The organism is Methanoregula sp., from assembly GCF_028679125.1.
Taxonomy (GTDB): domain Archaea; phylum Halobacteriota; class Methanomicrobia; order Methanomicrobiales; family Methanospirillaceae; genus Methanoregula.
Map to the genome: position 1 here is coordinate 50,337 of NZ_JAJRCG010000002.1, position 13,298 is coordinate 63,634.

At 58.5% G+C, this 13,298-nt stretch carries 13 protein-coding genes; 10 read left to right on the forward strand and 3 right to left on the reverse strand.

The features are described 5' to 3' along the window. Positions 1–21: 21 nt before the first annotated feature. The 6 genes from LUQ43_RS01975 to sucD are packed head-to-tail and all read left to right on the forward strand — an operon-like array spanning position 22 to position 4,663. The gene (locus tag LUQ43_RS01975) at positions 22–294 is read left to right on the forward strand and encodes a 4Fe-4S dicluster domain-containing protein (protein WP_299963264.1); all 273 of its coding nucleotides are present in this window, start codon (positions 22–24) and stop codon (positions 292–294) included. Then, positions 291–1,394 carry a 2-oxoacid:acceptor oxidoreductase subunit alpha gene (locus tag LUQ43_RS01980; protein WP_299963266.1) on the forward strand — a complete coding sequence of 368 codons (1,104 nt, stop codon included), beginning with the start codon at positions 291–293 and terminating at the stop codon, positions 1,392–1,394. Before LUQ43_RS01975 ends, LUQ43_RS01980 begins: the two co-directional genes overlap by 4 nt. Next, the gene (locus LUQ43_RS01985) at positions 1,391–2,179 is read left to right on the forward strand and encodes a thiamine pyrophosphate-dependent enzyme (protein ID WP_299963268.1); all 789 of its coding nucleotides are present in this window, start codon (positions 1,391–1,393) and stop codon (positions 2,177–2,179) included. The genes LUQ43_RS01980 and LUQ43_RS01985 overlap by 4 nt, the downstream gene beginning before the upstream one ends. Continuing rightward, positions 2,176–2,706, forward strand: coding sequence for a 2-oxoacid:acceptor oxidoreductase family protein (locus tag LUQ43_RS01990; protein ID WP_299963270.1), 531 nt, complete (start codon positions 2,176–2,178; stop codon positions 2,704–2,706). The genes LUQ43_RS01985 and LUQ43_RS01990 overlap by 4 nt, the downstream gene beginning before the upstream one ends. Continuing rightward, complete coding sequence (locus tag LUQ43_RS01995) at positions 2,703–3,788, forward strand: ATP-grasp domain-containing protein (RefSeq protein WP_299963272.1); 1,086 nt, start codon at positions 2,703–2,705, stop codon at positions 3,786–3,788. The genes LUQ43_RS01990 and LUQ43_RS01995 overlap by 4 nt, the downstream gene beginning before the upstream one ends. Then, positions 3,785–4,663 (forward strand): succinate--CoA ligase subunit alpha, encoded by an 879-nt coding sequence (gene sucD, locus LUQ43_RS02000; protein WP_299963274.1) that lies wholly within the window; start codon positions 3,785–3,787, stop codon positions 4,661–4,663. Before LUQ43_RS01995 ends, sucD begins: the two co-directional genes overlap by 4 nt. A gap of 27 nt (positions 4,664–4,690) precedes the next feature. Here sucD and LUQ43_RS02005 read toward each other — a convergent pair whose 3' ends face one another. Genes LUQ43_RS02005 through LUQ43_RS02015 form a run of 3 tightly spaced genes read right to left on the reverse strand, consistent with a single transcriptional unit; the run spans position 4,691 to position 7,766 of the window. Further along, positions 4,691–5,053: a VOC family protein gene (locus LUQ43_RS02005; RefSeq protein ID WP_299963276.1), complete on the reverse strand. Its 363-nt coding sequence runs from the start codon at positions 5,051–5,053 to the stop codon at positions 4,691–4,693. A 43-nt stretch (positions 5,054–5,096) separates the two neighbouring features. Continuing rightward, entirely contained in the window at positions 5,097–6,470 is a 1,374-nt protein-coding gene (locus LUQ43_RS02010) for a P-loop domain-containing protein (RefSeq protein ID WP_299963277.1), read from the reverse strand. A gap of 60 nt (positions 6,471–6,530) precedes the next feature. Next, on the reverse strand, positions 6,531–7,766 hold the full coding sequence (locus tag LUQ43_RS02015; RefSeq protein WP_299963279.1) for a 4Fe-4S binding protein: 1,236 nt from the start codon (positions 7,764–7,766) through the stop codon (positions 6,531–6,533). A gap of 255 nt (positions 7,767–8,021) precedes the next feature. On the opposite strand from LUQ43_RS02015, the gene LUQ43_RS02020 reads away from it, so the two are divergent. From LUQ43_RS02020 to hisG, 4 genes are all read left to right on the forward strand, one after another. Continuing rightward, on the forward strand, positions 8,022–9,416 hold the full coding sequence (locus tag LUQ43_RS02020; RefSeq protein ID WP_299963281.1) for a hypothetical protein: 1,395 nt from the start codon (positions 8,022–8,024) through the stop codon (positions 9,414–9,416). Positions 9,417–9,516: 100 nt separating this feature from the next. After that, positions 9,517–10,926: a zinc-ribbon domain-containing protein gene (locus LUQ43_RS02025; protein ID WP_299963282.1), complete on the forward strand. Its 1,410-nt coding sequence runs from the start codon at positions 9,517–9,519 to the stop codon at positions 10,924–10,926. A gap of 243 nt (positions 10,927–11,169) precedes the next feature. Further along, the gene (locus tag LUQ43_RS02030; protein WP_299963284.1) at positions 11,170–12,372 is read left to right on the forward strand and encodes a methionine adenosyltransferase; all 1,203 of its coding nucleotides are present in this window, start codon (positions 11,170–11,172) and stop codon (positions 12,370–12,372) included. 7 nt (positions 12,373–12,379) lie between these two features. Beyond that, positions 12,380–13,297: an ATP phosphoribosyltransferase gene (gene hisG / locus LUQ43_RS02035; RefSeq protein WP_299963286.1), complete on the forward strand. Its 918-nt coding sequence runs from the start codon at positions 12,380–12,382 to the stop codon at positions 13,295–13,297. Position 13,298: the final 1 nt, after the last annotated feature.

Sequence of the window (13,298 nt, forward strand, 5' to 3'; positions counted from 1 at the left end):
CTACGACAGGATTACCGACTCATGAAACTCGCCATTGATGAGACCCGGTGCAAGGGTTGCAACCTCTGTACAAAGATCTGCCCGTATAAGATCTTCAAAGAGGGGAAGAAGCCCAACCGGAAGGGAACCGTTGTCCCGGAACTGGACCGGCCCGAGCGCTGCACCAACTGCCGGCTTCGGAACCTCTACGGACGGCAGCTCTGCGGGGTCTGCCAGCTCACCTGCCCGGACCAGGCAATCCACTGGACCGAGGAAGAACCCTACGAACTCCACAAGGTGGCGATTGAATATTGACGTCGAGACTTGAATTCTGGCAGGGCAACACGGCGTGTGCGGAAGGGGCGCTTGCAGCCGGATGTAATTTCTTCGGCGGCTATCCGATCACCCCCTCAACGGAAGTAGCCGAGCACATGGCGGCAAAGCTGCCGAAGAAAGGCGGGGTCTTCATCCAGATGGAGGACGAGATCGCCTCCATGGCCTCGATCATCGGTGCCTCGTGGACCGGCGCCCGGGCAATGACCGCGACCAGCGGCCCCGGTTTCTCCCTCATGATGGAGAACATCGGGTTTGCCGCGATGACCGAGACTCCCTGCGTGGTCGTGAACGTCCAGCGGGGGGGTCCCTCCACCGGGCAGCCGACGATGTCGGCACAGGGCGATATGATGCAGGTGCGATTCGGTTCGCATGGCGATTACGCGATCATCGCTCTCTGCCCGGCAAGCGTGCAGGAGATGTACGAGCTGACCGCGAAGGCCTTCAACCTCGCGGACAAGTACCGCGTCCCGGTCTTCCTGATGGCGGACGAGACGGTCGGCCATATGCGGGAGAAGATCCTCGTCCCCGACAAGGTCGAGCGAGTGGACAGAAAACCTCTTGCTGCCGATGCCCTTCCGTTCAAAGCGGATGCAGACCTGATCCCGGGCTTCGGGCAGTTCGGCACCGGGCACCACGTCCACGTCACCGGCCTCACCCATGACGAGCGTGGCTACCCGGCAACAACCAACCCGAAGCTGCACGCAGATCTCGTCAAACGGCTCGTCGACAAGATCGAGAATGCCCGCTATGATATGGCGGACTACGACATCATCAATCCCGATGCCCACAAGGTCTTCGTTGCCTATGGCGGTCCGGTCCGGACGGTCCAGCAGGTGATGCATGACAGGAAGGACAAGGACATCGGGTTCCTCCGGATCCGTACCGTATGGCCGTTCCCGGAGAAGGCACTTGCGGCATTCAAAAATGCCCAGGCCTTCTTTGTCCCGGAGCTGAACCTTGGCCAGATGGCCCGCGAGATCGAGCGGCACGTGAAGGTGCCGGTTGTCAGCATCCCCAAGCTGGGCGGAGAGTTGCACACGCCCGCAGAACTGATCGCAGCACTGGAGGCAAAGCGATGAGTTACGAGGACTGGTTCCGGCAGGACCGGCTTCCGCATATTTACTGTGCGGGCTGCGGGAACGGGACGATCATCAACTGTACCCTTGCCGCTGTTGACGAGATGGGCTGGAAGAAGGAGGAGACGATCTTTGTCTCCGGTATCGGCTGTTCGTCGCGGGCGCCCGGGTACATCCTCACCGACTCGCTCCACACGACCCACGGGAGGGCCCTGGCGTTTGCTACCGGTGTCAAGATGGCAAACCCGGATCTCCACGTGGTCGTGTTCACCGGGGACGGCGACCTTGCGGCCATTGGCGGCAACCATTTCATCCATGCCTGCCGGCGCAACATCGATCTCACGGTGGTCTGCATGAACAACCAGATCTATGGTATGACCGGCGGGCAGGGCAGCCCGACCACTCCTAAAGGATGCCTCTCGTCAACCACCCCCTACGGGTGCACCGAGATACCGTTCGATCTCTGCGAGCTTGCCACTGCTGCGGGGGCGAACTATGTCTCCCGCTGGACCTCGTACCACGTCAAGGAACTCGAGAAGGCGGTCAAGGTGGGGCTTGAGACCCCCGGCTTCTCGTTCATCGAGGCCCTTGTCCAGTGCCCCACCGCGTTCGGGCGCAGGAACAAGTTCCGGCAGGTGACCGATCATGTCGAGTACCTGAAGGTTCATTCCCTGCTCAAGGCAAAGCGCGACCGGATGCTTGAAGCGGGTGAGAAGATCCCCGAGGATATGTATGTTGTCGGGGAACTCACGAAAAGGAGCCGGCCTGCGATGGGGGTGAAACCATGAGGAACGAGATCCGGTTCTCCGGTTTCGGCGGGCAGGGGATCATCCTCTCGGCTGTCATTCTTGGCCGTGCCGCTGTGATGTACGACAACAAGTTTGCCGTCCAGACGCAGGTGTACGGGCCGGAGGCCCGGGGCGGTGCCTCGATGAGCCAGGTCGTCATTGACGATGCAGAGATCCTCTATCCCAAGGTGGCCAACCCGGATATCTACGTCATCATGTCGCAGGAAGGGTTTGAGAAGTACGGGGTTGGCGCACCGGAGTCCGCGGTGATGCTCGTCGACTCATCGCTCGTCCACTCCCGCCCGAAGTGCCGGTGCATCGGGATCCCGGCAACGCAGGAGGCCAAGCAGACCCTGAAAAAAGATATTGTCGCAAACATCGTGATGCTCGGGGCCCTTGTTGCCGCAACGCATATCGTAAGCGAGGAGTCGCTGAAGAAGGCGATCCTCGATTCCGTGCCAAAGGGAACAGAGGACCTTAACCTGAAAGCCATGCAGCTCGGCCTGCAGCTGGGGAAACAACCATGAAGTTACGCGAATACGAGGCAAAGAACGTATTACGGGAGGCCGGGATCCCCGTCCCGGCAGGATTCCTGATCCGATCGGCTGACGAACTCACTCCCCATCTCGGCGCACTGGGGGATGCGTTTGTCCTGAAGGCACAGGTGGACGTCGGCGGAAGGGGCAAGGCCGGTGGTATCCTGATGGCAGGAAAGGCCGATGGCACGAAGGTGGCAACGGAACTCTTCGGCAAACAGATCAAGGGCCTGCCCGTGAAGGAAGTCCTCGCTGAGCAGCGGCTCGATATCCGGCACGAGTATTACCTCTCGATCACGGTGGACCGGTCGAGCAAGCAGCCGCTCATCCTCTTCACCGAGGCCGGCGGGGTCGAGATCGAGATCACTGCAAAGGAGCACCCGGAACTGATCAGGAACGTGGTTGCGAATCCCCTCATGAAGGATCTCCCGCCCTTCATGATCCGGGAACTTATCGGAACGGCTCCCAAAGAGATCGGTCCTGTCATCAACAAGCTCTACCGGATCTTCATCGAGAAAGACGCACTCCTTGCCGAGATCAACCCGCTGGTGACAACCCCGGGCGGCGTCTTTGCTGCCGATGCGAAGATCATTGTCGACGACAACGCGCTTGGCCGGCAGGGGATCACGGTCAACCGCGACCTCTCGGAACGCGAGCGGGAAGCCGAGAAGCACGGCTTCTCCTATGTCGAACTTGACGGTGCCATAGGCGTGATCGGCAACGGTGCCGGGCTCACGATGGCAACCCTCGACCTTATCGAGTATTATGGCGGGAAGGCAGCCAACTTCCTCGATGTCGGTGGCGGGGCTGAGAGTGAGCGTGTGATGAACGCGGTCCGGCTCGTTGCCAGTGTTCCCACGGTGAAGGTCATCGTTGTGAACCTGCTGGGCGGGATTACGAAATGCGATGAGGTGGCAAAGGGCATCATCGCTGCGGGGATTTCCCAGAAAGTGATCGTCCGGCTTGCCGGTACGAACGAGGCGGAAGGGCGAAGACTCCTCTCCGAGAAGGGCTACGAGATGCTCGACACGATGGATCTCGTTGTCAGGAAGGCTGTGCAGGTGACCGCATGATCTACGGCGACAAGAACACGGGGATTCTGGTGCAGGGTGCAACCGGCAGGCAGGGCGAGTTCCATATCGGCCTGATGAACGCGTATGCAAAACAGGTGGGCGGAAAAGGCGTCGTTGCCGGTGTTACGCCCGGCAAGGGCGGCCAGCAGGTGCACGGTGTCCCGGTGTACAACACCGTAAAGGAAGCGATGAAGCACCACGATATCGGTGCCGCGGTCATCTTTGTCCCGGCCGGGGCAGCAGCTGATGCAATCATGGAAGAGGCGAATGCCGGGATCACGGTCATCAGCTGCATCACCGAGCACATCCCCGTACAGGATACCATGCGGGCGATCGCGTATGCCCGGATGGAAGGCGCAAGCGTGATCGGCCCCAACTGCCCCGGGCTCCTCTCGCCCGGCGAGGTGAAGATGGGGATCATGCCCTCCGGCCTGTTCATGCGGGGGAACGTGGGTGTCATCTCACGGTCGGGAACCCTCACCTATGAGGTCGTGGACGAGCTCACCCGGGCCGGTATCGGCCAGAGCACGGTGGTCGGTATCGGCGGCGACCCGGTTATCGGCCAGACCTTTGCAGATGTCCTTGAGCGCTTCGAGAACGATCCCCAGACCAAAGCTGTTGTCCTGGTTGGCGAAGTCGGTGGCAACCTCGAAGAGGAAGGAGCAAAATCCACGAACCTCCCTATCGTCTCGTATATTGCCGGTGTATCCGCCCCTCCGGACAAGCGGATGGGTCACGCGGGTGCCATTGTCGAGGGCGGCGAAGGGGATGCCCGCTCCAAGATTGCCCGGCTCAAAAAGCACGGCATACCGGTAGCGTCCCGTGTCTCCGAGATTCCGGAGATGGTGCGGGAACTGTTCCGGTGCAGGTGTTAATTCAGGCTCTCTTTTTTTTTAAAATATTCAGGTATTTTTCCGGTACTCGACATATTCGATCACCGTACCCTCAGGGTGGCGCACGGTCATGTTCATCCCGGTTGGCACCTGTTGCGGTGGACGTATAACGGTTGCCCCGTGTCCCGTCAGGAACCGGTAGTACTCTTCAATGGAATCGACAAGGAACGTTGCGGATGTTGACCGGAACGGACGGAGTGACTCATCCGTACCGGCAATGATGAGGATGTTCTGGACCTGCGCAAGTTCCAGCCCGATCGCCGGCATTGCAAACCGTATGCCTGCGTGTGTACCGGTAATGTCTTCGTAAAACCGGAGTGTCTCGTCAAGGGTGTTGGTATAGACCCGTGTAAGGGTTTTGAGAATTTTCATTATCAGGATATAGGGTAGTATTCGGAATAAACCCCTGCGGCTTTTAGTCCAGTTCCTCAGCAGTCTTCCTCAATAATGCGGCCACCATCTTCCGGAATGCCGCAGGCTCTATTGCAGACGCCTCGTGCCGGTCAAAGACCATGATCCGGTCGGCCTGTGCAATCAGCGTGTCCATGGCACAGGCAGCAAAGACCAGCGCGGTATCCCCCATCTTGTCCCGGGCCTGCCCCAGGACCTCGCACAGCGGCGTGATCTCCTCCTTCTGGAGACAGCTCTTCACGAGCAGGTTGGGAGCAGCCCGGTCCTCATCAATGATGAGCAGGGGAGCATGACGGGTGATCGCGCTCTGGACCTGGTGTGCCATGGTCATCGACCCGCTCCCCATGCCATGTACAGACCGGACGGTCCCGCTCACGCCCGGTGGCAGGGAGTGGAAGAACATGCTGATGTCGGCACCGGCAAGTCCCATGTTGGTTGATTCAGCAATGCAGGCTCCTCTCTCCGTGACGACACGTTCCCGGCCATCCTGTGGTGCATGGTCGTCCATACCGGCAAGGATCCCTTCAAGGAACGTGCTCTTGCCCTGCGCATTCGACCCGGCGATGGCAAGGACTTCCTTCTGCCGGATCCCCAGACCCGTCACCGTCCGGTTGCTGGCCGGCAGGACAATTTCCACCGGATCGAGTTCCTGCGGGCAGTTGAAGGGGATGTTTACTCCGGTTTTTGGCCCGGCAACCCGGAAGAAACAGCGGTGGTGCGTCAGCGTCCGGGCAAGCCGCGAACCGTCGCCGACAAAGGAGACGAGCCCCCGGTTACGGAGCATCCCGCGCAGCATCTTCTGGTCAAGGGAGGTGAGCCACGCGGATTTGAGCAGCGGGAGCGGGGTCTTTTGGACACTGGTGCTGATCGCATCTGCGAGATCAGACAGCATCTGTACGATCTGCGGTGCCTCAAGCCCGGTACGGTTGTCCGGGCAGGGAAGTGCACCGCGGATGACAAGGTGGACTCCCTCATGGTCGCAATAGTTCCTGCTGTCCGCTTTCCAGAGATGCGATGCAACTGCATCATCTGCATGGATAATGGTATACGGCTCGATGGTATCCCGGCAGCGCGGGGAGAACTGCGTCCCTTTCCCGTAAAGAGGCCCGAGCTCCGGCACGCGCTCTGCCGACTCCTTGATCCTCTCGATCAGGATGCAGGCCCCACCATCCGCCCCGACCGGATCAAGCGCAGTCTCCGCGAGCAGATCCCTCCGGATGAGAAGGGGGAAACTGAACTGGAGAGCTTCGCGATCAAAAGACGTGATGAGGAACGTGGTGATTCCGGGCAGGATATGGGGCGTGTCGATAGCGGACGATTCCCCGGTGTAGGAAGATACGAATGCGTCAAGAATTCTGTCCCACCCGCACGTCTCCATAGATGTTCATGCGTGCGGGGACAAAAAAAGTCTTGGGGGCGGCGGAACCGCCAGCCTCATTCAGTGACGGTAACGGATCGCACCGCGTACGTGGCATGCATCTGTGCATCGTCCGCAGAGATAGCATTCCCGTTTTGTATCATCCCTGCCGGCTGCGTGAGCCGGGCATACCGTCTCGCACTTCTTGCAGAGAACGCAGGTTTCAGTACGCCGCAGCTTCAGGAAGCTGAACCCTGCCATCAGGGAGAAGAGTGCCCCAAAGGGACAGATCATCCGGCAGACCGGGCGGTATACGAAGACGGAGAGCAGGATGAGCGCTGCCGCAACCACGAGTGCCGCGGAGACCGTGAGGGAGAAGAGCTCGTACAGCCCGGTATACGCCATCAGATCCACGAGACATACTGCTGCAAGGATTGTCGCTGCAAGGACCGCGAGCCGGATCATTTCCATGCTCCTGGTACTGGCAAGTTCGATCTTCTTCGCTGGCACGGCATATGCGAGTTCCTGGATCGATCCGACCGGGCAGATATGGCCGCAAAATGTCCGGCCTACGATGAGCGTGATAACGATGACCGCACAGAGGATGATGATTGCAGGCGAGAGGGCCGTTGCTCCGGTTATCGTGTTGATAATGCCGATAAACTCCAGGGGCATGATCGGCGCCAGGAAGACAAAACCGGTGAGCGTGCTCTCTGCTGCCAGCACCAGGATGATGCGCCGGGTCATCACGCCGGCGTGCCAGAGATATGCCGCGAGCAGCGTGCCTGCCACCAGGTAGATGAGGGCAAAGATCATGCCGGCAGCTTCGCTCCCGCTCAGGATACAGGTGGCCATCAGCGATATCCCGAGTGCAAAGAGGGCGGAAAGGGCAAGAGCCGGGGCGGTTTTATCGATCTTTATCCCCCCGATCCCTTTCCTGATACTGAAGTAGAGCACAGCACTGATCAGGGCAAAGAGGATCGCTCCTGCTATCATGACCGGGGTACTGAGCGAGTCAAAAAGACCAAACCCCGTTGAATTCTGTACGGTGGTTGGAGTTGTAGTGGCAGTTGTTGTATCCACTGCGTTTGTCGGGGGCGATTGTCCGCTCCCGCTCGGTCCCGCTGCTGATGACCCGGATCCTGCGGTATAGTCGCAGAGAGAGTTCCCGTCTGCATCGGTGAAAAGGAAACACCTGCCGGGAGATGTGCAGCCCCCGATACCCTTGGGGCAGACTGCGGCGCAGGCCGGATAAACCATTCCTGCTGTCACGAGGCCAGTTGCGATGTATTTTCGGATGGATTTGGTAATTTTCATAGCTGATCGCCCCGCTGATATTTTTCCGGAGTATGTTCACCAGAGAGCCCGTGACCTATATAGAATGAGTGTATATATTGGAGTGAATACTGATCGGCTCAGGTGATAATTTTCACGTTTACCATCCTCTTATTTTATATAACCCTTCAAAATTACCGGAATCTTCCGGCCGGAAGAACCCTGTTCCATAACCCGCGGTGTTCGTTACGGGAATGGTTATACGGATCGCCGGCGTAATGCTGTGCACTGTTACCCATGTCCGCCACCCAGTATTTCCCCATCCTCCCGGAGTTGTTTGCCCATGCCTGCGATACCGTCACCAAACGCGTATCGCAGCTGCCGTTTCTCCGGGGAGGTGTCAATGTCACCGGAGAACTGGTCGGGGTAACCATGGAATGCCTCAATGCCGAACCCACCCATACCCTCGCCCTCACCACCCCGCGCGATGCCCCGGCAGAAGTTGACCCCGGGCTCGACCGGTGTCTTGAACAGCGCCTTGGTGTCCCGGGAAAGCCGGTTGTTGACATCATTGCCGACGTATTATGCAGTGCAGGCATCGCCGAAATGACCGAGATCATTGACCGGCACCTGCACAAACCCCGGAAAGCGATCCGCCTGGTTCCCCCGTGGATCTGGCATATCGCGTCAACCATGGCGCCTTCGGTAAGGCTCGGGGAATCCGGCGATGGTTCTTCGCTGTCATGGCTCGATACATGCCCGGTATGCCGGACCGGCATCCTGGAACGGGTTGTCGGAAAACAACTCTTTGGCATTCCTCACACGGATTTCTATATGGCCTGCACCAGCTGCGGTGCAAAATTCATTCCGGTTGGCACAGCATTCCGGCTGGTATCCATTGCCACGATCCGCGACCCGCTCTGGAAGAAACATCTTGACAAGACCTATCCTCCGGAGACCTGGGCCACTATTGCGCGTGGTACCGGTTCAAGTCGTATCACGGAACGGCGCCCGGTTGAAAAGAGATCCGGTGGCCCGGCGCTGAAAACCCCCCATGTACCTCAGGCACTGCCTGCCGCATCGGTCATGCTCACCCCGTTGTCTGATGGGTCATTTGCGGTTCCCATAGCGGGAAAGACCCAGTATTTCCGCCCGATCGGTGTGAAGTTTACCGGCGGGCTCCGGGAAGATGCGTTCTCCCGGGTCCAGAAGACCCTGGCCGAACTCCTTGCAGATCCGGCCTATGTGCACCTGAAAGATCCGGTCAATGCAAAATATTCCCGGTATCTCACCATGCCGGTCGGACTCTTCCTCTCCCAGCTCAAGGAACGGTTCGACCCGTTCTACCGGGAGTTCCTCAACTCCTACGGGGATGATAAATACGGGTCGTTCATGGCCGAGCGTTCCGGGGAAACGGAAAAAACAGGTGTCATGATCGTTGTCGTGAAACGGGGGCTCTACATGGTCGTGGAGTCCCCCGGTCCTGTCGGCGCCGCTATCAGCAACCACTTCGGGAGGGTTGGGGCGGATGACTGTCTCCTCACGGGCGATCCGGCCCGGTGCCGGGTCAATGCCCTCCTCTGCAACAACCGGAAAGAAGCCGGGCTCTATTTCCACTCCGCGGACCGGGAAGATGAGCGGCTCATGCTCCTGCATGCCATTGAAACCCTCCTGCATCCCGGAGAATCCTGAACAACCGGAGCAGCGGGCAATTACAGGATCAGAGAATTTTTCATATCTGATGAGAACATTATAGTTAACCAGTCCGGATATCGGGAAACGGAGTTCACGGATGAAGTGCCCTCATTGCGGGATGAATATACGGGATGACACCACTGAGTGCGGCTATTGCGGCGGCAAAGTCGGCCGCGGCGCAGAGAAAGCGTCAGCTGGTGCAGGCAGGTTTGCTGCATCCCGGGGAGGTGCAGTGCAGAAAGAGGCACAGCGCGCCCAGAAACCTTCAGATGAACCCGAAACCGATGAGGAGGAGGGAGGAGGTCTCTCGGCAATCCTCCAGCCCGGGGAGCAGGTGCTCATCGGGTCGCTCAACGTAGCCGTCAAAAAATTTTCCTTTCATGCCTACCTGACCAACCAGCGTATCTTTTTGATCGACACGCAGGAGAAGAAACTCAAGGTCACGGCAAAAGATGTGGCGCGGGACACGATTGTGGGGAGCATCGTGGAGTTCTCCGAGAACTCCGATCCCGTGCTCGTCCTCTCCATCAAATCCGGTGATGACGAGACCAAGACCATGAAACTGGTCTTTGTCCAGAGCGGCACCGACCGGGCCAGCGAGATCGATGAGTGGATAGCCCTTCTCCAGGAAGCGGAGGCCCCGAAGAAATCCTCCCGTAAACCGGCGCCCGCACATGAACAAGAAGAGTCTGGAGAACCAGAAGACGAGGAATCTGCGCCGATCCGAGTCCCGGAAAAACCCCGTCAGCGGCAGGAACTGCAACCGGCGAAGAGACCCCTTAAGAAGGATCACGAGCGGCAGCCTCCGGTGAAACGCCTCGTCCCCTACAAGATTCCGGAGGAAGAGTCCGAACCAGAGCCGGAACCCGAGCAGGAACCTGAACCGGAGATCATAACTCCCCCGCGCAGGGCGCAGGTCCGGCAGGTTGTGGCATCAAGCTATGATCGGGAGATTCCACCTGCCTACGAGTCCGATGTGCCTCCGGTGCGGAAACCGGAGGTGCAGACTGCCATGCGGGTTGCCATGAAAGGCGCCTTAAAACAGACCTCCCCCTCACAACAGCCAATAAGAAGGGCGGTTGTCGAATCCCCGAGGCGTCCCGTTCAGGAACCGGAACCAGAACCCGAGGTGGAATTCCCCCCGTCCCGCCGCCCGGTGGTCCAGGAAAACATCCCTGAGGCACCTGTCGCTCATGCGGAAGTTGCGGATTCGCCCCAGTTCTGCCACAACTGCGGGAAGAAACTGCCGCACTCTGCCAATTTCTGTCCCGGCTGCGGAACGAAACTGAGCATGGGCCGGACACTCCCGCACTCCCGCACCAGTCCCACGCTCACCGGCCGGAAAGCAACCCGGACGGATCCCCCGGGGCACGAACACCGTCCGGTCCCGCAGGATGCCGAAGATGAGGAGGCCGAAGGAGAGAAACCCGTGCCGACACGGCCCCCGGTCAAGAAGGCGCCCAAAGGCAGCGAGATGACCATCCTGCACAAATTCCTGCGAAGATAACGCAAGGATATACCATCCTTTTTGGGATTCTATCACTCTTTTCCGGCAGATCATGTTTTTCCCGGTTCATTCCTCCCGTGAATGCAATACCAGCCGGATGTATCTTTTATCTCTAGGATCTCCCCGGAAGAACTGCGAAATCAATTACCCTCGGTAATAAAAATTCTCTGAGAATTGTATAATTGGAAATGGTTATATGAACTCCAGTCCTTTGTACTAGTACGTAACGTCACGAGGAAATTCATGAAGAGAAATATCCAGATTGAAGCTTTGGACCAGATTCCCCTTGAGAAACAGCGTATCGAACTTGCCGAACGCAAGTGCCTCGGTCACCCGGACAGCCTTGCTGATGGTATTGCCGAGTCCATCAGCCAGGCACTCTGCAAGACCTATCTCGAGGAATTCGGGGTAGTCCTCCACCACAACACCGATCAGGGCGAAGTGGTTGCCGGTGAGTCCGCACCCAAATTCGGCGGCGGCCGGATGATTCGCCCGATCTATGTCCTTCTCGATGGACGGGCAACGAAGCAGTGGAACGGTGTCACCATCCCCACGGATGCAGTGGCTGTTGAAGCTGCCCACAAGTATATTCATAAGATCCTTCCCGAGCTCGATCTCAACCGCGAGGTCATGATAGACTGCCGGCTCGGGACCGGTTCCACCGATCTGCGGGATGTCTTCAAGCCCAGCCAGGGCAAGGTGCCCCGTGCGAATGATACCTCGTTCGGTGTCGGCCATGCCCCCTTCTCCGATGTGGAGAACATCATCCGGAACAGCTCCGAGTACATCGACACCAAGCTCCGGAAGAAATACCCGGCAATCGGCCAGGACATCAAGATCATGGGCCTGCGTGACGGGAACACCATCACCCTCACAATTGCCTGTGCTATCGTCGACCGGTACTGCAAGGACATCAGGGAATACTCGGAATACATGAGCCTCCTCAACGAGGAGATCACGGCGATTGCGAAGAAGAATACCAAGCGCAAGGTCGTAGTCCATGTCAACACGGCAGACGACATCAAGAAGAAGAGTGTTTTCCTCACCGTGACAGGAACCTCGGCAGAGATGGGCGATGATGGCTCGGTCGGCCGCGGCAACCGGTGCAACGGGCTCATCACCCCCAACCGCCCCATGTCCATGGAGGCAACGAGCGGCAAGAACCCGATCAACCACATCGGCAAGATCTACAACCTCCTCTCCACCCAGGTGGCGCAGGAGTGCGTGAAGAAGGTTGACGGTATCGAGGAGATGTACGTCCGGCTGCTCTCCCAGATAGGGAATCCGATTGACCAGCCTCTCGTGGCCAGTGTCCAGGTGCTTCCCGCATGCGGCGTGAAGCTCAAGGACATCAACGCGGATATCATGGAGATCGTGGACGACCGGCTGGCCAATGTCACCCAGATCACCGAAAAGGTCATCGAAGGCAAGCTCAAGACCTTCTGATACGACAATGGCAAAACCAGCAAAAGTCACCAAAAAAACCCGTGACATCCCCTCTTTTTCAGACCGGGTACGGCTTGCCATACCCAATAAGGGAAGAATTGCAGTTCCTATCATGGACCTGGTCGAGAAGAGCGGGCTCCACCTGGCGGAGAGCGGCACTGACCGGCGCCTGATCACCCAGACTCTCGACCCGCATGTCGAGATCCTGTTCGCCCGCCCGGTAGATATCCCGGAGTACGTTGCCACCGGTGCAGCGGATCTCGGTATTACCGGGCACGATATGGTTATTGAACGGGAATCCGATGTGGAGGAACTCCTCGACCTCCAGTTCGGCAAGGCCAGACTCGTTCTTGCCGTGAGTGAGGATTCCGATATCACGACGGTAAAGGATCTTGAGGGCCTGAAGGTCGCCACCGAGTTCCCCGTGATCACCCGGTCCTATTTCAGGCAGCACAAGGTCAATGTCGAGATCGTCATTGTCGGAGGAGCCTGCGAGGCAACGCCGCACCTCGGGATTGCCGATGCGATCATCGACCTCTCCAGTTCAGGGACTACCCTGAAGACCAACCGGCTCCGGGTGATCGATGAGGTGCTCGTGACCTCCACGCACCTTATTGCAAACCGGGAATCCCTGAAAGCGAAGAAGGACAAGATCGACGAGATCCACCTCGCGCTGGAGAGCGTTATCAGGGCAAAGGGCCAGTGTTACCTCATGATGAACGTCAAGCGTAACTGCCTGGAAACCGTGAAACGTGTCCTTCCCGGGCTTTCCGGACCTACGGTGATGGATGTGGCATCGAGCGAGGATCTTGTTGCCGTCCATGCGGTTGTCAACGAGGAACGTGTCTACACCCTGATCAATGCGCTGAGGCGTGCCGGGGCAAAGGACATCCTCGTCATGGCCATCCAGCGGATGATCCGCTAGG